This window comes from Streptomyces sp. TRM70350 (assembly GCF_019219825.1).
Taxonomy (GTDB): Bacteria; Actinomycetota; Actinomycetes; order Streptomycetales; family Streptomycetaceae; genus Streptomyces.
This window is the reverse complement of record NZ_JAHUXH010000001.1, coordinates 474,796-496,177: the sequence shown is the minus strand read 5'-3', so window position 1 is coordinate 496,177 and position 21,382 is coordinate 474,796. Positions and strand designations below refer to the sequence as shown.

The 21,382-nt window shown below is 71.8% G+C and carries 20 protein-coding genes and 1 pseudogene; 8 read left to right on the top strand and 13 right to left on the bottom strand.

What is annotated here, in order from left to right; genetic code table 11:
- Positions 1-54 precede the first annotated feature (54 nt).
- Complete coding sequence (locus KWI83_RS02265; protein ID WP_141306938.1) at positions 55-270, top strand: dodecin; 216 nt, start codon at positions 55-57, stop codon at positions 268-270.
- 12 nt (positions 271-282) lie between these two features.
- Here the strand turns inward: KWI83_RS02265 and KWI83_RS02260 are convergent, their stop codons facing one another.
- Positions 283-774, bottom strand: coding sequence for a hypothetical protein (locus KWI83_RS02260; protein WP_218512500.1), 492 nt, complete (start codon positions 772-774; stop codon positions 283-285).
- A gap of 328 nt (positions 775-1,102) precedes the next feature.
- On the opposite strand from KWI83_RS02260, the gene KWI83_RS02255 reads away from it, so the two are divergent.
- The gene (locus KWI83_RS02255; RefSeq protein ID WP_218512499.1) at positions 1,103-2,101 is read left to right on the top strand and encodes an LLM class flavin-dependent oxidoreductase; all 999 of its coding nucleotides are present in this window, start codon (positions 1,103-1,105) and stop codon (positions 2,099-2,101) included.
- Between the two features lie 105 nt (positions 2,102-2,206).
- On the opposite strand, the gene KWI83_RS02250 is transcribed toward KWI83_RS02255, so the two are convergent.
- The 5 genes from KWI83_RS02250 to KWI83_RS02230 form a co-directional block, all read right to left on the bottom strand.
- Positions 2,207-3,016, bottom strand: coding sequence for a 1-acyl-sn-glycerol-3-phosphate acyltransferase (locus KWI83_RS02250; protein WP_218512498.1), 810 nt, complete (start codon positions 3,014-3,016; stop codon positions 2,207-2,209).
- Complete coding sequence (locus tag KWI83_RS02245) at positions 3,016-3,789, bottom strand: GNAT family N-acetyltransferase (RefSeq protein ID WP_218512497.1); 774 nt, start codon at positions 3,787-3,789, stop codon at positions 3,016-3,018. Before KWI83_RS02245 ends, KWI83_RS02250 begins: the two co-directional genes overlap by 1 nt.
- 239 nt (positions 3,790-4,028) lie before the next feature.
- Positions 4,029-4,778, bottom strand: a complete 750-nt coding sequence (locus tag KWI83_RS02240; protein WP_218512496.1) for a succinate dehydrogenase/fumarate reductase iron-sulfur subunit — start codon at positions 4,776-4,778, stop codon at positions 4,029-4,031.
- Entirely contained in the window at positions 4,775-6,721 is a 1,947-nt protein-coding gene (locus tag KWI83_RS02235) for a fumarate reductase/succinate dehydrogenase flavoprotein subunit (protein WP_218512495.1), read from the bottom strand. The genes KWI83_RS02240 and KWI83_RS02235 overlap by 4 nt, the downstream gene beginning before the upstream one ends.
- Position 6,722: 1 nt before the next feature.
- Positions 6,723-7,391, bottom strand: a complete 669-nt coding sequence (locus KWI83_RS02230) for a succinate dehydrogenase (RefSeq protein ID WP_218512724.1) — start codon at positions 7,389-7,391, stop codon at positions 6,723-6,725.
- A gap of 119 nt (positions 7,392-7,510) precedes the next feature.
- On the opposite strand from KWI83_RS02230, the gene KWI83_RS02225 reads away from it, so the two are divergent.
- Positions 7,511-8,395 (top strand): LysR family transcriptional regulator, encoded by an 885-nt coding sequence (locus KWI83_RS02225; RefSeq protein ID WP_218512494.1) that lies wholly within the window; start codon positions 7,511-7,513, stop codon positions 8,393-8,395.
- A 105-nt stretch (positions 8,396-8,500) separates the two neighbouring features.
- On the opposite strand, the gene KWI83_RS02220 is transcribed toward KWI83_RS02225, so the two are convergent.
- The 3 genes from KWI83_RS02220 to KWI83_RS02210 all read right to left on the bottom strand — a co-directional run bounded on the left by KWI83_RS02220 (position 8,501) and on the right by KWI83_RS02210 (position 12,652).
- Complete coding sequence (locus tag KWI83_RS02220) at positions 8,501-10,642, bottom strand: bifunctional diguanylate cyclase/phosphodiesterase (RefSeq protein WP_218512493.1); 2,142 nt, start codon at positions 10,640-10,642, stop codon at positions 8,501-8,503.
- Positions 10,639-11,451 (bottom strand): SAM-dependent methyltransferase, encoded by an 813-nt coding sequence (locus tag KWI83_RS02215; RefSeq protein ID WP_218512492.1) that lies wholly within the window; start codon positions 11,449-11,451, stop codon positions 10,639-10,641. The genes KWI83_RS02220 and KWI83_RS02215 overlap by 4 nt, the downstream gene beginning before the upstream one ends.
- Before the next feature lie 217 nt (positions 11,452-11,668).
- Positions 11,669-12,652 (bottom strand): SCO0930 family lipoprotein, encoded by a 984-nt coding sequence (locus tag KWI83_RS02210; RefSeq protein WP_218512491.1) that lies wholly within the window; start codon positions 12,650-12,652, stop codon positions 11,669-11,671.
- A 741-nt stretch (positions 12,653-13,393) separates the two neighbouring features.
- Here KWI83_RS02210 and KWI83_RS38065 point away from each other — a divergent pair.
- Together KWI83_RS38065 and KWI83_RS02205 are read left to right on the top strand one after the other, a co-directional pair.
- Positions 13,394-13,522, top strand: a complete 129-nt coding sequence (locus KWI83_RS38065; RefSeq protein WP_256361613.1) for a hypothetical protein — start codon at positions 13,394-13,396, stop codon at positions 13,520-13,522.
- A 15-nt stretch (positions 13,523-13,537) separates the two neighbouring features.
- Positions 13,538-14,302, top strand: coding sequence for a DUF4239 domain-containing protein (locus KWI83_RS02205; RefSeq protein ID WP_218512490.1), 765 nt, complete (start codon positions 13,538-13,540; stop codon positions 14,300-14,302).
- Positions 14,303-14,606: 304 nt separating this feature from the next.
- Here the strand turns inward: KWI83_RS02205 and KWI83_RS02200 are convergent, their stop codons facing one another.
- A complete protein-coding gene (locus tag KWI83_RS02200) occupies positions 14,607-15,092 on the bottom strand; it encodes a hypothetical protein (protein ID WP_218512489.1) in 486 nt (161 codons plus the stop codon).
- A gap of 335 nt (positions 15,093-15,427) precedes the next feature.
- Between KWI83_RS02200 and KWI83_RS02195 the strand changes: the two genes are divergently transcribed.
- A complete protein-coding gene (locus KWI83_RS02195) occupies positions 15,428-16,090 on the top strand; it encodes a class F sortase (RefSeq protein WP_218512488.1) in 663 nt (220 codons plus the stop codon).
- Positions 16,091-16,120: 30 nt separating this feature from the next.
- Here the strand turns inward: KWI83_RS02195 and KWI83_RS02190 are convergent, their stop codons facing one another.
- Together KWI83_RS02190 and lysX are read right to left on the bottom strand one after the other, a co-directional pair.
- Positions 16,121-16,954 (bottom strand): polysaccharide deacetylase family protein, encoded by an 834-nt coding sequence (locus KWI83_RS02190; RefSeq protein WP_218512487.1) that lies wholly within the window; start codon positions 16,952-16,954, stop codon positions 16,121-16,123.
- A gap of 107 nt (positions 16,955-17,061) precedes the next feature.
- Positions 17,062-20,349 (bottom strand): bifunctional lysylphosphatidylglycerol synthetase/lysine--tRNA ligase LysX, encoded by a 3,288-nt coding sequence (gene lysX, locus KWI83_RS02185; protein WP_218512486.1) that lies wholly within the window; start codon positions 20,347-20,349, stop codon positions 17,062-17,064.
- Between the two features lie 88 nt (positions 20,350-20,437).
- On the opposite strand from lysX, the pseudogene KWI83_RS02180 reads away from it, so the two are divergent.
- Positions 20,438-20,620 (top strand): annotated as a pseudogene (locus tag KWI83_RS02180) (universal stress protein); the annotation flags it as partial.
- On the opposite strand, the gene KWI83_RS02175 reads toward KWI83_RS02180, so the two are convergent.
- Positions 20,539-20,886: an alpha/beta fold hydrolase gene (locus KWI83_RS02175; protein ID WP_374106264.1), complete on the bottom strand. Its 348-nt coding sequence runs from the start codon at positions 20,884-20,886 to the stop codon at positions 20,539-20,541. The pseudogene KWI83_RS02180 and the gene KWI83_RS02175 sit on opposite strands and share 82 nt — an antisense overlap.
- Positions 20,887-20,974: 88 nt before the next feature.
- Here KWI83_RS02175 and KWI83_RS02170 point away from each other — a divergent pair, with 88 nt between their 5' ends.
- On the top strand, positions 20,975-21,379 hold the full coding sequence (locus KWI83_RS02170) for a MarR family transcriptional regulator (RefSeq protein WP_218512723.1): 405 nt from the start codon (positions 20,975-20,977) through the stop codon (positions 21,377-21,379).
- Positions 21,380-21,382 lie beyond the last annotated feature (3 nt).

The window sequence follows — 21,382 nt, the reverse complement described above, 5'->3', positions numbered from 1 at the left end:
AGTGACGCGGGACACACAGGACGCCGTCGTCACCGCGCGGAGAGGAGCACCCGCATGACGAACCACACCTACCGGGTCACGGACATCGTCGGCACCTCGCCCGAGGGCGTGGACCAGGCCATCCGCAACGGCATCAACCGCGCCTCGCAGACATTGCGCAACCTCGACTGGTTCGAGGTGACGGAAGTGCGGGGCCAGCTCGACAACGGGCAGATCGCGCACTGGCAGGTGAGCATGAAGGTCGGCTTCCGCCTGGAGGACGCGGAATGAGGACCTGCCCCGTCAGGTCCGCCCCTCGCGCTCCTGCGCGACCTTGAGCTCGGCGGAGGGGGTCGCCCAGCGCGCCCGCACGACGGCGAACCCGGCCCGCTCCGCGTCCTCGCACACCAGTTCATCGTCGTCCACGAGCACCCGGATCTCCCGGGTCCGGGCGAGCCGGCGCAGGATCTCCAGCTTGGTGTGCCGGGCGGGCCTGCGGTCGGCGTCCCGCCGCATGTAGACCCGCCCTTCGGGCAGCCCGTGGGCGGTGAGCCAGTCGAGCGTGTCCCGCCGGCACCGCTCGGGCCGCCCGGTGAGGTACACGACCTCGCACTCCTCGGCGCTCGCCCGCGCCATCGCGATGCCCTCGGCCAGCGGCGGATCCGCGGGGGCGGCGGCGAAGAAGCCGTCCCAGTCACGCGGCCTGCGTTCCAGGAAGCGCTGCCGGTGGGCCGTGTCGGCGAGGGTGTTGTCGAGGTCGAACACGGCGACCGGGCGTTCGTCACGAGCTGTCACAGGCCCACCCTAAGACGCGTTCCTGTGGCGTGGGCCCGCAGGACCTCAAGGAGGCGATCTCCGGCGGCATCGGCGACAGCCCACCGCGGCCGGACGGAACGCTCAAGGTACGTGTACGGCCCGGCGTGCGCCGGCGAAGACCGTGGTCGACTACGAGGTGCTGGAGCCGATCACCGATCCGGAGCGGGCCGCGCACGACGACACGCTGCCCAAGCTGCACCCCGACCGCATCGACTACTGACGTCGTAGCTCCGGCGTGCCGCGCCCGGCATCCGCGCGGACCGGACACGGTGGGAATGCCGAGCCCCGCCAGGCGTTGAACCCTGATGTGACCTCCGTGATCGCCTCGACCCCGTTCTCCGTGCTCGACCGCTCCCGCACCCGCGAGGGGCATCCGGCACCGGAGGCGTTGCGTGACACCGTGCGGCTGGCGCGGGAGCTGGAGGAGCTCGGCTACCACCGCTTGTGGGTGTCGGAGCACCACGGCGTGCCCGGCGTCGCCGGTTCCGCGCCGACCGTGCTGGCCGCCGCCGTGGCCGGGGCGACCCGGACGATCCGGGTGGGCACCGGCGGGGTGATGCTGCCCAACCACCAACCTCTGGTCGTCGCCGAGCAGTTCGGCGTGCTGGAGTCCCTCTTCCCGGGCCGGATCGACATGGGGCTCGGCCGCTCGGTGGGCTTCACCGACGGCGTGCGCAGGGCGCTGGGCCGGGGCAAGGACGATGCCGAGGACTTCGCCGCCCAGCTCCAGGAACTGCTGGGCTGGTTCCGCGGCACCTCCCCGACGCGGGTCCACGCCCGTCCGGCGGAGGGCCTGACCGTGCCGCCCTTCGTGCTCGCGATGGGCGAGGGCGCCGCGATCGCGGCCCGCGCGGGCCTGCCGATGGTGATCGGCGACCTCCGCAACCGGGAGAAGACGCAGCGCGGCATCGACCACTACCGCACGCACTTCCGCCCGTCTCCGTGGGCGCGGGAGCCGTACGTCGTCATCTCCGGCACCATCGCCGTGGCCGCGACCCCCGAGGAGGCGCGGCGGCTGCTGATGCCCGAGGCCTGGTCGATGGCGTACTCGCGCACGCACGGCACCTTCCCGCCGCTGCCGCCCGCCGAGCGCGTCGATGAGCTGCGGATGACGGACAAGGAGCGCGGCTTCTACGAGTCCGGCCTGACCGGCCACATCGCAGGCACCGAGGAGCAGGTCGCCCACGAGCTGGAGACGGTGCTGAAGGAGACGGGCGCCGACGAGGTGCTCGTCACGACCAGCACGTACGACCGCGAGGCGCTGCTGGACTCGTACCGGCGGCTGGCCGGGATCGTCCGCTCATAGCTCGGCTGCTGCTGCGCCCGTACCTGAAGCGTCCGTCGGCCGTCCGGAAGAAGGCCTCCGGCCGCCGGTGGGCGTCCGGCGGCCGGAAAGGCCAGGTACGAGCGGCTAGGACGCCAGCACTGCGTGGGTCCATCCCGGCTCCGGTGTCGCGGAGGGCTGGGCGGCGCGGGCCAGGGACCGGCGGTCGGCGAAGGTGCCCGGCGGGATCGGGTCCCGGACGTCCACCTCGGCGACCAGGCCGCGAGCCGTCGTCACCCGCCACAGGGAGGCGAGCAGGGAGTCCTCGCCGACGAAGGCCGGGGCCGTGCTGGCGAGGCCGTCGGCGAGGCGGTAGTGGATGCGGACCGGCTGGACGGGGACCTCGGCGTCCAGCGCGGCCTGGAAGACGGCCCGGCGGAAGGTGCCCTGGGCGCGGCCGCACCAGGTGCTGCCCTCGGGGAAGACGCCGACCGCGGCCCCGGACCGCAGCAGTTCGGCGATGTGCGCGACCGTGTCCGGAAGGGCACGCAGACGGTCGCGTTCGATGAACACGACCCCGGCGCTCGCGGCCAGCGGACCGGCGACCGGCCACTTCCGTATCTCCGTCTTGGCGATCATCCGGGCCGGGCGGACCGACGCGAGCAGCGGGATGTCCAGCCAGGAGATGTGGTTGGCGACCAGCAGCAGGCCACCGGTGGGGGCGGCGGAGCCGGTGATGCGGACCCGGACCCCCGCGGCCCACGCGATCGTCCGGGCCCACCGGCGTACCCAGCGGGCGGGGACGCGCCGGCCGAGCGGCAGCAGCGTGATCCCGCCGAGCAGCAGCACCAGCACCGCGGTGAGCCGCAGCACGGCCCACAGCGCGGCCGCGCCCCGCCCCGCGGGCTCCACGCACGCCCTGGGGGTGCAGGGCGCGCTGGGCAGCCAGACGCTCATCAGGCCGGGACGAGGGAGAGGAAGTGCTTCAGATAGCGCGGGTTGACCCGGCGCATCGGCAGCAGCACGTACAGGTCGGCCACGCCGAAGTCGGCGTCGTGGGCGGGCTCGCCGCACACCCAGGCGCCGAGGCGGACGTAACCGCGCAGCAGCGGCGGGAGTTCGGTGCGCCCGGCGGGGCGGGCGACGCCGTCCGCGGACCACGCCAGCAGCGGCCGTACCCGGTACTCCTCGGGGGCGAGGTTCTTGGCCTGGACCCGGTCCCAGGTGGCGGCGGCGAGGGCGCCGCCGTCGGCCAGCGGGATGGAGCAGCAGCCGGCCAGCCACTCGTGGCCGCGGTCGACCATGTAGCGCGCTATCCCCGCCCAGATCAGGCCGATGACGGTGCCGTCGCGGTGGTCCGGGTGCACGCAGGACCGGCCCACCTCGACGAGGCCGGGGCGGATCGCGTCGAGGCGGGTCAGGTCGAACTCGCCCTCGGAGTAGAGCCGGCCGGCCACGGCGGCACGCTCGGGCGGCAGCAGGCGGTAGGTGCCGACGACCTCGCCGGTGAGCGTGTCACGGACCAGCAGATGGTCGCAGTACGCGTCGAAGGAGTCGATGTCGAGCCCCGGCTGCGGGGTGGACAGCATCGCGCCCATCTCACCGGCGAAGACGTCGTGCCGCAGCTTCTGCGCCGCTCGCACGTCGTCCTCGTCGCGGGCGAGGGTGACGGTGTAGCGGGTGGGTGCCGCTGGCTGCGGGGGACGGTCGAGGGTGGAAACGCCGGTCATGGCACACTCCTGGTCACGGGCCGGTTCGACGACGGCAGCGGGCGGGCCGGGTCGTTCGGCCTGCCGCCACAGTTCTTCCTACGCCGGTTGGCGTGCGCGTGACCTGTGGCCGGAGCGGGGATGTGCGGATGTTGAATGCCCGGGGTGGCCGGGAAGCGAGACGGGACCGGGGATGAGCACCACTCCCGGTCCCGCCCGTCCGCACCTTTACGGCGAACGTCTCTTCCACCTGGGCGGCCTCACCTCTTGGCCGCCTTGCGGGTGGCGCGCAGCCACTCCTTGTTCATGCCGGTGATGGACATCAGCGGGATTCCCTTCGGGCAGGCGGTGGCGCACTCCCCGGTGAGGGTGCAGCCGCCGAAGCCCTCCTCGTCCATCTGCGCCACCATGTTCAGCACGCGGGTCTCGCGCTCCGGCGCGCCCTGCGGCAGCACGTTGAGGTGGTTGACCTTGGCGGAGGTGAACAGCATCGCCGCGCCGTTCGGGCAGGCGGCCACGCAGGCGCCGCAGCCGATGCACTCGGCGTGTTCGAAGGCGAAGTCGGCGTCCGGCTTGGGCACCGGCGTGGCGTGCGCCTCGGGCGCGGAGCCGGTCGGCGCGGTGATGTAGCCGCCGGCCTGGATGATCCGGTCGAACGCGGACCGGTCGACGACCAGGTCCTTGATCACCGGGAAGGCGGCGGCCCGCCACGGCTCGATGTCGATCGTGTCGCCGTCCTGGAAGGACCGCATGTGCAGCTGGCAGGTGGTGGTGCGCTCGGGGCCGTGCGCGTCGCCGTTGATGACGAGGGAGCAGGCGCCGCAGATGCCCTCGCGGCAGTCGTGGTCGAAGGCGACGGGGTCCTCGCCCTTGAGGATGAGCTCCTCGTTGAGCGTGTCGAGCATCTCCAGGAAGGACATGTCGGGCGAGATGCCGTCCACCTCGTACGTGGACATGGCGCCGTCGGCGTCGGCGTTGCGCTGCCGCCAGACGCGCAGGGTGAGCTTCATGCGTAGCTCCGCTGGGTGGGGTGGACGTACTCGAAGACCAGGTCTTCCTTGTGCAGGACGGGCGCCTCGCCGGTGCCGGTGAACTCCCAGGCGGCCGCGTAGGAGAACTCGTCGTCCTTGCGGGCCGCCTCGCCGTCCGGGGTCTGCGACTCCTCGCGGAAGTGGCCGCCGCAGGACTCGGTGCGGTGCAGCGCGTCGAGGCACATCAGCTCGGCGAGTTCCAGGTAGTCGACGATGCGGTTGGCCTTCTCCAGCGACTGGTTGAACTCCTCGCCGGTGCCCGGCACCTTGATCCGCCGCCAGAACTCCTCACGGATCTGCGGGATCCGCTCCAGGGCCTTGCGCAGCCCGGAGTCGGTGCGGGCCATGCCGCAGAACTCCCACATCAGCTCGCCGACCTCGCGGTGGAAGGAGTCGGGCGTGCGGTCCCCGTCGACGGCGAGGAGCAGGCTGATCCGGTCCTGGGTCTCGGCCAGCACCTCCTGGACCACCGGGTGTTCGTCGGTGACCGGGTCGTGGTGCGGGTGGCGGGCGAGGTAGTCGTTGATGGTCGCCGGGAGCACGAAGTAGCCGTCGGCGAGGCCCTGCATCAGCGCGGAGGCGCCGAGGCGGTTCGCGCCGTGGTCGGAGAAGTTGGCCTCGCCGATCGCGAACAGGCCCGGGATGGTCGTCTGCAGGTCGTAGTCGACCCACAGGCCGCCCATCGTGTAGTGCACGGCGGGGTAGATCCGCATCGGCACCTCGTACGGATCCTCGTCGGTGATCCGCTGGTACATGTCGAACAGGTTGCCGTACTTGGCCTCGACGGCCCCCCGGCCCATCCGCTTGATGGCGTCCGCGAAGTCGAGGTAGACGCCCTGCCCGCCGGGCCCCACTCCCCTGCCCTCGTCGCAGACGTTCTTCGCGGCGCGGGAGGCGATGTCGCGGGGGACGAGGTTGCCGAAGGACGGGTAGATCCGCTCCAGGTAGTAGTCGCGCTCGCCCTCGGGGATCTGGTGCGCGGGCCGCTGGTCTCCCTTGGCCTTCGGCACCCAGATACGGCCGTCGTTGCGCAGCGACTCACTCATGAGGGTGAGCTTCGACTGGTGGTCGCCGGTGCGAGGGATGCAGGTGGGGTGGATCTGGGTGAAACAGGGGTTGGCGAAGTACGCGCCCCGCCGGTGTGCCCGCCAGATGGCGGTGGCGTTGGAGTTCATCGCGTTGGTCGACAGGTAGAAGACGTTTCCGTAACCGCCGCTGGCGAGGACGACCGCGTCCGCGAAGTACGTGTCGATCTTCCCGGTGACCAGGTCCCGGGCCACGATGCCGCGCGCCCGCCCGTCGACGACGATCAGGTCGAGCATCTCGGTACGGGGGTGCATCTCGACGTTCCCGGCGGCGATCTGCCTGCTGAGCGCCTGGTAGGCGCCGAGGAGGAGCTGCTGTCCCGTCTGGCCACGGGCGTAGAACGTCCGCGACACCTGGACGCCGCCGAAGGAGCGGGTGTCGAGCAGACCGCCGTACTCGCGCGCGAACGGCACGCCCTGCGCCACGCACTGGTCGATGATCTCGACGGAGATCTGCGCGAGCCGGTGCACGTTGGACTCGCGCGCCCGGAAGTCGCCGCCCTTGACGGTGTCGTAGAACAGCCGGTGGATGGAGTCGCCGTCGTTGCGGTAGTTCTTCGCCGCGTTGATGCCGCCCTGCGCGGCGATGGAGTGGGCGCGGCGCGGGGAGTCCTGGTAACAGAACTGGACGACGTGGTAGCCCTGTTCGGCGAGCGTGGCCCCGGCGGAGCCGCCCGCGAGGCCGGTGCCGACGACGATGACGGTGTGCTTGCGCCGGTTGGCGGGGTTGACCAGCTTGGCCTCGAAGCGGCGCTTGTCCCAGCGCTCGTTGATCGGCCCGGTGGGGGCCTTGGTGTCGACGACCGGTACGCCGGTCTCGTAGTCGGTGTAGGTCATCTCAGCTCACGACTCCAGTCATGACACCCACCGGCACGGCGATGAAGCCGACCGTGAGCAGCAGCGCGAGGACGTTGGCGACGGTCTTCAGGGCGCGGTCGCGGGTGCGGCTGCCGACGCCGAGGCTCTGGGCGGCGCTCCAGAAGCCGTGCCGGACGTGCAGGCCGAGGGCGAGCATCGCGACGATGTAGATGACGTTGCCGTACCAGGTGGAGAAGGTGTCGACGACGTTCTGGTACGGGTGGCCGGGCTGGAAGCCGGGGTGCACGGTCCCGGTCGTCAGGTCCAGGATGTGCCAGACGATGAACAGGCCGAGGATGATCCCGCCCCAGCGCATGGTGCGCGTCGCGTAGGAGGCCCGCGGCTTCTTGTGGACGTACTTGCTGGGGCGTGCCTTGATGTCGCGGCGGCTCAGCTGGTACGCGGAGACGGCGTGGGCGACGACCGCGACGACGGGGACGACGCGGACCAGCCACAGCGTCCACTCGTAGTGCATGAAGGGCTCGCCGAGCGTGCGCAGCCAGTGGGCGTAGTGGTTGAACTCGCCGGCGCCGAAGAAGATCTTCAGGTTGCCGATCATGTGGACGACCAGGTACAGCAGCATGATCAGGCCGCTGACCGCCATCACTGTCTTCTTGCCGACGGAGCTGTCCCACATCGTGCGCGCCATGGACGGCCGTCGGTCCGTCCGCGTTGCCAGAGCCATGGAAGGCACGCTATGCGTGCGCCACCTCATCGGTCCAAGACATGGTCCGGCTTGATTCAATAGCTCCGGCCTATGCTGGATGGGTGCAGTTCCAGCAGCTCCAGTACTTCGTGGCGGTGGCCGAGACCCGGCACTTCACCCGGGCCGCCGATCTCGTCCATGTCGCCCAGCCGTCGCTGTCCCAGCAGATCAAGGCGCTGGAGCGGGAGCTCGGCGCGGATCTGTTCCTGCGGGCCCGCGGCAACATCACGCTGACCGACGCGGGCGAGGCGCTGCTGCCGCTGGCCCGGCGCATCCTGGCCGACGCGGACACCGCGCGGCACGAGGTGCAGGAGCTGGCGCAACTGCGGCGGGGGCGGGTGCGGCTGGGCGCCACGCCGAGTCTGTGCACCGGCCTGCTGCCGGATGTGCTGCGCGCCTTCCACGACCGCTATCCGGGGATCCGGCTGCTGATCGAGGAGGGCGGCTCGCACGATCTCGTACGGCACCTTGCGCGCGGCGCGCTCGACCTGGCGCTGGTCGTCCTTCCGCTGCCGACGCCGTCGCCGGCGCTGACGACGGTGGAGCTGCTGCGGGAGGACCTGGTGGTGGTGTCGTCGCCGGAGGCGCCGCGGCCGGGTGGGGGGCGGCGGACCGTGCGGATCGCGGATCTGGAGGGGGAGCGGCTGGTGATGTTCCGGCACGGGTACGACCTGCGGGAGCTGACCGTCGCGGCGTGTCGCTCCGCTGGGTTCGAGCCGGACTTCGCGGTGGAGGGTGGGGAGATGGACGCGGTGCTGGGGTTTGTGCGGGCGGGGTTGGGCGTGGCTGTGGTGCCTCGGATGGTTGCCGCGCGGTCCGGGCACGGGCTGCGGGTCACTCCGTTGGCCCTGCCCGGACTGCATCGCACCATTGCGCTGGCGCACCGGAGTGATGTGGCTCCGCCTCGGGCCGCTCGGGAGTTGCAGCGGATGTTGCTGGAGCGGTGAGGGTGCCCTGTCGCCGGTGGCGCCGTTCTGCTGCAGCGCCGTTCGGGAGTGCGGGTTCGATGTGGCTGGTCCCGCAGTTCCCCGCGCCCCTGAGGGCGCTGCAGCTCAGGGCGTTGCGTCTGCCAGCGCCAGTTCGTGCAACCGTTCCGGTGGGCCCGGGCGGGCGTAGTACCAGCCCTGGGCCGTGTCGCAGCCGAGTATGCGGAGCTGTTCGGCCTGGGCGCCGGTTTCCACGCCCTCGACCGTGACCGCGAGGTCGAGGCTGTGGGCCAGGGAGACGATGCCTTCGACGATCTTGAGGTCGACGGGGTCGGCCGGGAACTGCTGCATGCTCTGGGTGAAGGAGCGGTCCAGCTTGAGGACGCTCACCGGGAGGCGGCGGAGGTTGGCCAGGTTGGAGTAGCCGGTGCCGAAGTCGTCCAGGGCGATGTCGACGCCCATCTCGGCCAGTCGGCGCAGCGGCTTGAGCAGGTCGTCGTCGGCGCCGATCAGGGCGGATTCGGTGACCTCCAGGCACAGGGCGTCGGGCGCGACGCCCGCGGCCTGAAGGATCTCGACCGTGTCCTGGACCAGCCCGGGGTGGGTGAGCTGGCACGGGGAGAGGTTGACGTTGATGCGCAGCGGCGCGGAGGGCGTCCCGGCGTAGCGCTCCCGCCAGTCACGGGCCTGGCGGACCGACTGCTCCAGGACCCAGCGGCCCAGCGGAACGATCAGCCCGGTGTGTTCGGCGAGCGGGATGAACCGGTCGGGGCCGAGGACGCCGTGCTGCGGGTGGAGCCAGCGGACCAGGGCCTCGGCGCCGCGCACACTGCCGTCCCCGAGGTGGACCAGGGGCTGGTACTCGATGAAGAACTCGCCCCGCTCCAGCGCGGTCGGCAGCGCCGTGGTGAGCCCGTGCCGGGTGATGGCGCGGGCGTCGGCCTCGGCGTCGGCCACCTCGAAGCGGTTGCCGCCGGCCGACTTGGCCCGGTACATGGTGATGTCGGCGCTGCGCAGCACCTCGGCCGCGCTGCGCTCCCCCGCCGCGCCCTCGACGACGCCGATGCTGCCGCGCACGGTCAGCTCCCGGCCGTCCACGCTGATCGGGGCGACCAGCGCGTTCATGATCCGGGCGGCGAGCTCGTCGACCTCGCGCTGGGTGTCGGGGCCGGTGGTGAGGGCCACGAACTCGTCGCCGCCGAGGCGGGCGACCATCTCGCCGGGCGCGGTGGCGCAGGCCTGAAGCCGGTCGGCGACCTCGACGAGCAGCCGGTCGCCGGCCGCGTGGCCGAGGCTGTCGTTGATGGTCTTGAAGCCGTCGAGGTCGAGATAGCACAGCCCGAAGCGCTGCCCCTCGCCCGCGTTCAGCACCTTCTCCAGGCGTTCGAAGAACAGGGTGCGGTTGGGCAGTCCGGTGAGGGCGTCGTGGGTGGCCTCGTAGCGCAGCCGGAGGTTGAGCAGCCGCCGTTCGGTGGTGTCCTCCATCAGCGCGAGCTGGTACTGCGGGTTGCCGTCGGGGTCGCGCAGCAGGGAGACGGTGAGGTTGGTCCACAGGACCGTTCCGTCGGGCCGGTAGAAGGCCTTCTCCACGTGGTAGTGCTCGCGTTCGCCGCGCACCAGCTCCTCGTAGAGCCGCCAGACCTGGGGGGCGTCGTCGGCGTGGGTCCACTCCCGGACGTTGCGGCCGCGCACGTTCTGCTCGGAGCCGCCGAACATGCGTGTCAGCGCGCCGTTGACCTCCAGGACGTTGCCGTCGAGGTCGGCGATGCCGATGCCTATGGCCGCGCCCTCGAACACCGCGCGGAAACGGGCCTCGCTGGCGTGCAGCGCCTGCGCCACCACGCCCTGGGCGCGCAGCGCGGCCTGCGCGATGGACTCCTGCTCGGCCAGGGTGCGTACGCGCAGCGCCTGGGCGAACCCGGCGGCCATGGCGTGCTGCAGCCGGGCCGACCGGGCCCGCAGGTCCTCCTGGGGGCCGTCGTCGCCGCAGTAGAGCACCAGGTAGGCGTCGACGCAGTCCAGGGCCCGGCTGAGCGCCTCCGGGTCGGTGCAGTGCGCGTCGACCAGGGCGGCGCCGACCGCGCGGCCCTCGGCCGCGTCGAAGGTCCGGGCGCGCAGCGCCGCGCTCAGCCTCCGGGCCAGCGGCAGCAGCAGCTCCTCGAACTCCGGTCTGGTCAGCGACGTCGAGGTGGCCGGGTAGACCGCCCGGCTCCAGATCGTCGCGAACCGCCGCAGTCTGTCCTCCGGCCCGTCCGGCTCCGCGATCACGCCGTACGCCCCACGCCCGCGAAACCGGAGAAGGCATAGGGATCCTCGTCCTCCGGCGCGGTGTCCGGTCGCCAGACGGGCATCGGCACCAGTCCCGGTTCCACCATGTCGTACCCCTCGAAGAACCGCGCGATCTCCTCGCGCGAGCGCATGATCAGCGGGTTGCGGAGGTCCTTGTATACGTCGACCGCGCCACCCGCCCGCTCGGGTGGCAGCGGGATTCCCTCGTACGAGGCATGTGTGAGAACCAGCATGCTGCCGGGCGCCAGTGCGTCGCTCAGGTGAGCCACCGCCCCGTACGGGTCGTCCGCGTCCTCCACGAAGTGCAGTATGGCAACGAGCAGCAGCGCCACCGGCCGCTTCAGGTCGAGCAGTTGCTCCACCTGCGGGCTCGACAGGATGTCCTCGGGCTTGCGCAGATCGGCCGCGACCACGCCCGCGTTCTCGTTGCCTTCGAGAACGGCCTGGCTGTGCGCGACGGCGACCGGGTCGTGGTCGACGTAGACCACCCGCGCGCCGGGGCTGGCCGTCTGGGCCACCTCGTGGACGTTGCCGTACGTCGGGATGCCCGAGCCGATGTCCAGGAACTGCGTGATGCCCTCACCGGCCGCGTAGCGCACCGCGCGGCGCATGAACGCCCGGTTCGCCTGCATGATCTTCGGCAGTCCCGGCATGAACTCCATGGCCCTGCGGGCCGCCTCCCGGTCGACCTCGAAGTTGTGCGAACCGCCCAGGTAGTAGTCGTAGATCCGCGCGACACTGGGCACCGAGATGTCGATGCTCCGTGGGGCCCAGGCGGGACGCTCCATCTATCTCTCCAAGACGTAGGCGATCCGGTGTTCGAGCAGAGGCTACTGATCGCCCGCCAATGGAGCGAGCGGAAACGGAAATTGACCATCCGTTCCCGGTCACTGCCTGTGGCACGTGCCGAATCGACCTACGTGAACCACGGCAAAGCGGTCCGCCTGCCGCGTGGTTGCGGGGAAGCGGACCGCTGGGTCGTGCGGAACCGGGAAGTCTGTTCTGCTACTGCGCGGGTGCGCCGACCGGCTTGCCGTCGGGGGCCACGGCGAACCAGGTGCCGCCCACGCCCTGACCGTTGGTGTCACCGGGCTTCTTGTCGCCGGCGAAGGTGTAGATCGGTACGCAGTCGATGGTCTGCTGCTTGATGCCGTCGGGGCGGTCGAAGACGACGTAGCCCCGGTTGGGGGTGGAGCCCTGCAGGTCGATGCCCTTGGTGTCCTTCGCGTCGACCGGCGCGACGACGGGCCACTTCTCCAGGCACTCGCCGGTGCACGCGGTCTTCATCGGCCACTGCGAGTCCTTCATGAAGCGGTACACCGTGTGGCCGTTCTTGTCGACGACGATCTCGCCGAGTTCCGGGTCCTTGCGGGTGGACAGTCCGGGCAGGTCCTCCAGCGAGGCCTTCTTGCCGTCGGGGGCCAGCGCGTACCAGGTGCCGCCCACGCCCTGGCCCTTGGTGTCACCAGGGTTGACGTCCTTCGCGTAGCGGTACGCCGGCCAGCCGCCGACGGTCAGCTGCTTGGTGCCGTCGGGGCGGGTGACCTCGCCGAGCAGCGACTCGTCAATGCCCTCGCCCGCGGTGGCGTCGTCCGCGGGGACGGGCGGCCAGGCGGTCGCGCAGTCGCCCTCGCAGTTGGTCTTGGGCGGTTCGGCCGTGTCCTGGTCGAACCGGTAGAGGGTCCGGCCGGCGCTGTCGGTCAGCACCTGCCCGAGTTCGGCGTTGGCCGAGACCGACAGCTTGCCCGCGGCGGCGGCCTGGGCCCCGGCGTTCTGCTGGTCCGTCGCGGCACCCGCGTCGGCGCCGGTGCCGGTACCCGTACCGGCGCTGGTGCCGAGCCCCGCGCTTCCGTATCCGCCGGCCGGGGCCGTCGCGCCCACGTTCTGACTGGCCGACGGGGTGCCGCTTTCCTGACCGCACGCCGTCGTCAGCGCCAGTACGGCCGCGGCGCTCGCCACGAGCGAGGCGCTCCGCCAGGAGGTCTTCATCGTCAACTCCCCATAATGACAAGGATTGCAGCGCCCTGCTGTGCCGCCGCACGACCATGGGTACGCACGCGGACGCCGGTTGTGTTCAACCGGATCGGAGATTTCTTTCCGGAACCTGTGATCGGGGGCGTCTGCGCGTCCGGGCGCTCCGTCCGCCGTTCAAACCCCGCAGCGCCCGCTTCCCCCGTTCGGGGCAATCCCCCGGCGCCCGGGCCTGTGGTGGCCCGAGAAGCCTCATGATCTCGAAACGTGCATGGTTCCGAACCGACCCAATCGTCCATCGGCGTACGGATGTTGGTCCTGGTGGCGCTGACCGCGGCGCTCGTCGGCGCCCCGGCCGGTGCGGCGGTGGCCGACTCCTGCGCGTACGCGTCCAGCGGACCGGGCGGCACGGAGGCGGTGGCGATCGCGGGGAGCCAGACGTGGCCCACTCCCCCGACGTGCCCCAGCCCCACGCCCAGCCCCACGCCGACCCCGACCCCGACCCCGAAGCCGACCCCGACACCGCCACCACCACCGCCACCACCGCCTCCACCGCCACCGCCACCGCCGAAACCGACGCCCACCCAGCGGCCCGAGCCACCGCCCCGGCCCGCACCGCCGCCACCTGCTCCCGCGCTCCCCCCGGCCCCGGCTCCCACGCCTCCCCCACCTCCGGCGCCGACTCCGACACCCACCCCCACGCCGTCACCGTCGCCGTCCCCGCACGTCAGGACCACCCCCCGTCCGACCGTGGCCCCGGTGAGCTACCCGCGCTATCGCACCCCGCCGCGCAACCGGCCGTCGCAGGGCGGTCGGTCGCCCGTCACCTACGTCCTGCTCATCACCGTGCCCGCGCTGCTCGCCGTCGCCGCGCTGCGTCCACGCTGACCCTGGAGGCATCCGTTGCCGGAATGGCTTGTTCTCACCCTCGCGATGCTGGCCGCCTGCGCCCTGGTGGTCGTCATCACCCTGCTACGGCACCGGGCCGCGTCCGAGGACGAGGATCCCTCCGAGACGCCGGACGTCATCGAGTACATGACGATGTGGATCGGCGTGGTGTACGCCATCGTGCTCGGCCTGGCCATCGCCGGTGTCTGGGAGGCGCGCGGCGTCGCGCAGGATCACGTGCGGGCGGAGGCCCAGGCGCTGCACGAGATCACGGAACGGGTCCGGGTCTATCCGCCCGAGGTACGTGACCGCATTCGGGAGGATGTCAACACCTATGTCGGACACGTCGTCACCACCGAGTGGAAGGCGATGACCGACGAGGGCAGGGTCACCGAGCGCGGCACCGAGCTGCTGGACCAGGTGCGCGCGACCGTCACGGACTACGAGCCGCGGACCGACTTCGAGGCCCAGGCCTACCAGCCGCTCGTCGACCAGGTGGCCGAGGCGGACCGGGCACGCCATGCGCGCGCGGACTCGACGGGGCCGACCATGCCGGGCGTGGTGTGGTTCGGGCTCATCAGCGGGGCCGTGGTCACCATCGGGATGATCCTCGCCCTGCAGATCCGGCGCACCCCGCGCGAGTTGGTCCTCGCCGTGCTGTTCTCCGCGCTCATCGCCTTCCTGCTCTTCCTGATCTGGGACTTCGACTCGCCCTACAGCCGGGGCGTCGCGGCCTCGTCCGAGCCGTTCCTGGATCTCTTCCCGGACGCCAGGCGCTGACGTCGGGGGGCGTGTGGCACGCCGCCGCCGTCCCCCGGCCACAGCAACGGCGTACCCCGGTCGGCCCACAGGGTTGCCCCGTTCGCACGACTGCGATCGCGCGCGGGCACTCCCGTTCCTAGCGTTTCGGTCAGCGAGGAGCATTTCCGGCGCGATCGGAATGAAGATCTGCAGCTGCTCCTCGGGGACCGGAGGATCCACATGCGCGCACCAGACCTTGCACATGACGTCGGCCCCGGAACCTCCTGGGCTCCGGGGCCAACGCCCGTACGTGCGATCAGGTCTCCAGGCGCGGGGCGGCGCGTCAGAGCCGCTTCTCGGAGCGGCGGCGCATCCAGAACACGCCGCCGCCGATGACGGCAGTCGCGACCAGTCCGCCGCCGATGGCCATGTCGGTCGGTGTCGCCCCGGTGGAGGTGCTGCCGCCGAGGCCGCCCCGGACACCGCCGATGACGGTGAAGGCGTTCGGGCGGATCAGCCGCCGGCCCGAGCAGTGGACGAAGATGTCGTAGGTGCCGGGGCGGGCGTTGGTGTCGATCGTCGCGTAGCCCCTGGAGGTCTGGTTGGCACCGTTGACCGGCACCAGGGTGGCCGTGCGGAAGGCGTCGGAGTTCATGGTGCCACCCCTCGGACAGCCGTCGACGGTGACCGTCATCTGGCCCCCACGGGCGATGACGCTGGGCAGGGCGACGATATTGCTCGGGGTGTTCCCCGCGACGGCCGCCGGGGCCGCGACCCCGACTACGGCGGCCACCGCGGCGGAGACCGCCAGGGCACGAGAATTTCGCATGTCATCCTCCGCGGAAGACGCCCCGGGGCCCGTCCCCGGTCTGTCGGCGAGAAAGCGTCTCCCAGCAAAACCCTCAGTTGCCGCGCAAAAACCCGCATTTCGGCGCTGGTCCGTCCTGGTGAGGCAACACGCCGGAGGTACACCACACAATCAGATATTGCCGCAGGTCACGGACCGTCAGAAAAATCCTGCGCGCGGCAACTCGGATGGCTCACCGTCCCTTGGCCGGGACCACCCATTCGTATCTCTCCCGTCGCCGGTTTCCCGCCACGGTCTTAGCGTGCTCCCATGCGCTGAATGACGTGGCGACGGCCGCGTCGAGAGGGGATGACACCATGTACCTTTCCGAACTGGAGGAAGAGGAGGAGCCGCGGAGGAAGCGTGCCCCATGGGGTGTGATAGCGCTTGTTCTGCTGACCGGACTCGCGCTCATTCGGAATGGCTCGGGAGAGTTCGACGTGGGTCCACCGCAGCCCGCGTCGGCGGCGGCCGCGGACAGCCGCTCCACCCCGGGCACGTTCGCGAACACGCCGCCGGCGCTGCCGTACTCCCTGCCCGACTGGATCAGGATTCCCGCGATCCAGGTCGACGCGCCCATCACACCGGTCGGTCTGGACACGGAGGGCTGGGTGGACGCACCGCCCGCCGAGGATCCCAATCTGGCGGGCTGGTTCACCGGTGCCGTGTCCCCCGGCGAGAAGGGCACCGCCGTGGTCGTCGGCCATGTCGACAACCAGGTCGGTCCCGCCGTGTTCTACGGGCTCGGCGCGCTCAAGCGCGGACATCGGGTCGAGGTGGTGCGGCAGGACGGAAAGACGGCCGTGTTCGAGATCTACGGCGTCGAGGTCTTCGCGAAGAACGACTTCCCAGGCGACCGTGTCTACGGTTCCAAGGGCGTCCCGGAACTGCGGGTCATCACCTGCGGCGGTGGTTTCTCCAAGCAGAACGGGTACGACGGGAACGTCGTCGTCTTCGCCCGCCTGGTCGAGGTCCGCTGAGCGTGCCCCGACCCGGCGGACGGCCGCCGGTCACACCTGGTACCGGCGCGGCACGGTGATGTGGTACCCGGCGTCGAGCAGGTGGGGCAGATAGTCGCGCAGCGCCCACACGCTCTGCGACCGGTCGCCCCCGGCGTCGTGCGCGAGGACCACGACGCCGGGACCGGCGCCGTCCTCCACCCGGTCGACGATGGTGCGGGTGCCGGGCTCGGTCCAGTCGAGGGTGTCGACGGTCCAGGCGAGCGGTTCCATGCCGAGTTCGGCGCCGAGCTGGAAGGCGGCGCGGTTCCAGGCGCCGTAGGGGGCGCGGAACCACAGCGGGCGTTCGCCGTACGCCTCCTCGATGACCTCGCTGGTGCGTTCCATCTCGACGCGGATGCGGGCGCGGGTGAGCCGGGTGAGCAGGGGGTGGGACCAGGTGTGGTTGCCGACGACGTGGCCGTCCTCGGCCATCTCGGCGAGCAGGTCCCGGTGCTCGGTGGCCATCTCGCCGCACACGAAGAACATCGCGCGTACGTCGTACTCGCGCAGGGTGCGCAGGATGTCCGGGGTGTAGCGCGGGTCGGGGCCGTCGTCGAAGGTCAGCACCATGCTGCGGCCGATTCCGGACATGCGCAGCAGGGGTTCGCGGCGGACCGGAGTGCGGCCGGAGGCGGACGGCGGGCCGTATCCGGCCAGGGGCTGGAGGCGGTAGGCGGAGGGCTTGAGCGGGCGGCGCGCCGGGGGCCCCGGGGCGGGGGCGGCGGACGGGCCGGCCTCACCCCCCGTCCCCGGCGTCAGCAGACCGGCGGCACCGGCCGCGCCCAGGGCACCGACACCGGCGAACAACGCCCGGCGGCGCGTGAGCAACTGATCCTTCTTCATGACTCATCAGTCGCCCCACCCGGCCCCGGCGCACCACAGCGACACCGGCGCGGCGGTGGGAAAACACCCGGGCGGCCGATGTCCGGGGGGATCCCGCGGCCGGCCCCTCAGCGGCGCCGCACGAGCGGGAACGGCAGTGTCTCCCGGATGGTCAGGCCCGTGAGGAACATGATCAGGCGGTCGACGCCGAGGCCGAGGCCGCCCGTGGGCGGCATGGCGTATTCGAGGGCGTCCAGGAAGTCCTCGTCCAGTTCCATGGCCTCGGGGTCGCCGCCCGCGGCGAGCAGGGACTGGGCGGTCAGGCGGCGGCGTTGTTCGACCGGGTCGGTCAGTTCGGAGTAGGCCGTGCCGAGTTCGGTGCCGAAGGCGACGAGGTCCCAGCGTTCGGCGAGCCGCGGGTCGGTGCGGTGCTGCCGGGTCAGCGGGGAGACGTCGGTCGGGAAGTCCTTGTAGAACGTCGGCAGCTGGGTCCGCTCCTCGACAAGGCGTTCGTACATCTCCAGCACGACGTCGCCGGAGCCGTCGTCGGCGGTGTGGGGGACGCCCGCGCGGTCGCACAGCCGCTTCAGGGCGGGCAGGTCCGTGTCCGGAGTCACCTCCTCCCCCAGCGCCTCGGAGATCGCCCCGTACACGGTCCTGACCGGCCAGGGCCCGGAGATGTCGTACTCCCGGCCGTCCTTGCGCACCACCGGGCTGCCGAAGGCCGCGGTCGCCGCGCCCTGGATCAGCTCCCGCGTCAGGTCGAGCATCACCTCGTAGTCGGCGAACGCCTGGTACGCCTCCAGCATCGTGAACTCGGGGTTGTGCTTGTAGGAGACGCCCTCGTTGCGGAAGGTGCGGCCCATCTCGAAGACCTTCTCCATGCCGCCGACGCACAGCCGTTTCAGATACAGCTCGGGCGCGATGCGCAGATGGAGGTCGAGGTCGTAGGCGTTGATGTGGGTGGTGAAGGGCCGGGCGTTGGCGCCGCCGTGGATCTGCTGGAGCATCGGTGTCTCGACCTCCAGGTAGCCACGGTCGATCAGGCCCTGCCGCAGCGCCTGTACGGCGGTGGAGCGGGCCCGGATCACCTCGCGGGCCCGGGGGCTGATGGCCAGGTCGAGATAGCGGCGGCGTACCCGGGCCTCGGGGTCGGCCAGGCCCCGGCGTTTGTCGGGCAGCGGGCGCAGGCACTTGCCGACGAGCTGCCAGGAGGTGACGAAGACGGTCGGTTCGCCCTTGTCGCTGACGCCCGCGCGGCCGCTCGCGGTGATGTGGTCGCCGATGTCGGTGTCGGCCGTGAAGCGGTCCAGCGCGTCGGATCCCAGGTCCTCGCGGGTGAGGGCGAGTTGGCGGTCGCCCGACCAGTCGCGCAGCAGCACGAAGACGATGCCTCCGAAGTCGCGCACCAGCGTGATCCGCCCGGCGACCGTCACCCGCTCGCCCTCGCGGACCTCGGCGAGGGTGTGGGTGGGCGGCGGGACGCCCACCGGGTACGGGTCGGTTCCGGCGGCGCGCAGCCGGTCCAGCTTGTGGTGCCGGACGCGGACCTGTTCCGGCAGTGCGGCGAGCGGATCAGCGGGCCCGGCCTCGTCCCCTCCGGCGAGGCCGAGCGCGGACAGCGACGGCAGGCCCTGCGTGGTCGCGGGCCGGTGCCGGCCGTTCGGGTGCCCTTTCTTCCGGAGTGTGCGCAGCGACGGTACGGAGACGAAGCCCTCGGCGATGGCGGAGGCCAGGCCGATCCGGGCGAGGGCGGCGGCGTCGCCGTAACAGAGGAAACGCGGATACCACTCGGGGTGGTATTTGGCGTTGGAGCGGTACAGCGCCTCCAGTTGCCACCAGCGGGAGAGGAACAGCAGCAGGCGCCGCCACAGCCGCAGCACCGGCCCGGCGCCGATGCGGGCGCCCTCCTCGAAGACGGAGCGGAAGACGGCGAAGTTGAGGGAGATCCGCCGTACGCCCAGCTTGGGGGCGGCGGCGCACAGTTCGGCGACCATGAACTCCATGACGCCGTTGGGCGCGGTCTGCCGGTCCCGGCGCATCAGGTCCAGGGAGACGCCGTCCCTGCCCCACGGCACGAACGACAGCAGCGCGAGCAGGCGGCCGTCCGCGCCGAGGGCCTCCACGAGGAGGCAGTCGCCGTCGGCCGGGTCGCCCAGCCGGTCCAGGGCCATGGAGAAGCCGCGTTCGGTCTCGGTGTCGCGCCAGGCGTCGGCCTTGCCCGCGACCTCCTCCATCTCCTCGGCGGTGAGGGTGGCGTGGCGGCGGATGCGGGTGGTGGCGCCGGTACGGCGGACGCGGTGGACGGCCTGCCGGGTGACGCGCATGTCGCGGCCGTCGAGGTCGAACTCCGGAACGTGCACGATCGCCTCGTCGCCGAGTTGGAGGGCGCCGAGTCCGGCGCGGGCGAAGGCCTTGGCGCCCTCCTCGGAGGCGCCCATCACGGCGGGCGCCCAGGCGTGCCGGCGGGCGAGGTCCAGCCAGGCGGCGACGGCGTGCGGCCAGGCCTCGCGGTCGCCGACCGGGTCGCCGCCGGCGAGGCAGACGCCGGCCTCGACGCGGTAGGTGACGGCTGCCTTGCCGCTGGGTGAGAAGACGACGGCCTTGTCGCGCCGGGTGGCGAAGTAGCCGAGCGAGTCCTGCTCGCCGTACGCCTTCAGCAGGGCGCGGATGCGGGCCTCCTCGTCGTCGTGCAGGGCGGCCTCCATGCGCTGCGAGCGGAAGAGGGTCGCGGCGGCGTTCAGCAGGGCGAGCGCGCCGAACAGGCCGAGCAGGAGGAACAGGAAGTGCGGCGGCCGCCCGTCGAAGGCGCCGCCGGGGATCAGCCCGCCGCACACCCGGTCGGCGGCCCACGCCAGCCGCTGCTCGCGCGGCAGCGTGCCCGGGAACAGCTCGACCAGCCCCCGGCCGAGCAGGATGCCCACGACCAGACCGGCCAGCAGGACGCCGACGGCCCGCCGTACGGCGCCGGGGCGGGAGGCGGCGTAGAACTCGTGGCGGGCGACGATCAGCAGCACCAGCGCGAGGGCGCACACGATCAGGGAGGGGAGCGAGTCGGCGTAGTAGCCGAGGGCGACCCCGAGGACGTCGGTGAGGACCAGCAGGCCCAGATAGACGACGACCAGCCACCAGGCGACCTTCTTGCGGGCGGCGGTCGCGGCGGCGAGCAGGAACAGGAAGACGGCGTAGGCCAGGTTGGCGCTGACGGGGACGATGAGCAGTTCGAGGAAGCGGACGACGGGCTGCAGCGCGGTGCGCAGCGGCGGGATCAGGGCCAGCAGCACACAGAGCACGCCGAGGGCACCGAAGAAGGCCGCGAAGGCCTCCGGCACCCTGCCGAGGAGGCCGGTGCCGGGCCGCCGTATCGGGCCGCCCGGGGTGTCCCGGGCCGTCGTGGCGTCGACGGTGGCACTCATGGTTCGACTGTAGGAACAGCGCCCGCGCTCCGCCCGTCGAGCGCTGTCGCCCGGTGGGCGGAGGTACCGCTTCCGACAGCCTCGGGCCGTGGCGGAACAGCACTCGCACCAGTTCGAGCGGGGCACGGACGGGCCGAAGGTCATCGTGGTCGGAGTGGACGGCTCCGACTCCTCGCTGCGGGCCGCGGCCTACGCCGGTGGACTGGCCCGGCGGCAGCACGCGCTGCCGGCGGTGGTATACGTGCAGGCGATGTCGCCGGCGCCCAGTGCGCGGGCGTACTCGGCCTGGATCTCCTTGTGCCGGGGATCCGTGTAGTGGACGTCGCCGGTCACGGCGGCGCAGGTGACCACCGCGCGGACCAGTTCCGGGTGCTCCACCAGCGTGTCGGTGGCGATCACCCCACCCGTCGACGAACCGACGAGGACCGCGGGCCCTGCGTCGAGGTGACGCAGCAGGGCGGCGAGGTCGTCGGCCCAGCGGAACGGCCGGGTGGCGTTGGCGGAGGAGCCGTGGCCGCGGACGTCCGGGGCGATCACGCGGTACTCGGCGGCGAGGGCCGGGATCTGGTCGTTCCGGACCCGGTGCGAGGTCGCCGTCGGCGGACGGGAAGAAGCGAAGGCCCGAATCGCCAAGCCGCTTCCCCCGGACGAACTCGGCCACCGCCTCACCGAGGTCTTCGACCCGGTGGGCCCGCTCTACCGGCGCGTGCAGCGCAAGGTCGAACAGGGCGAGGCCATCGAGGGCCTGTCCGTCGGCGTCCGCCCCGTACCGGACCTGCTGCACAAGCACGGGCCGATGACCGTCCCGCAGATGGGCCGCGCGCAGGCCATCAGCCGGCAGTTCGTGCAGCGGATGGTCAACGACGCCGCGGCGCGCGGCCTGGTGGAGAGCATCCCGAACCCGGCACACCAACGGTCGTCGCTGATCCGGCTCACGCCCGGGGGCGATCTGACGGACGCCGACGTGCGGACGTGCGTGCGGGTGCCCGGCGAGATGCTGAAGCTGTTCGACCACGTCGACGTCAACTGACCA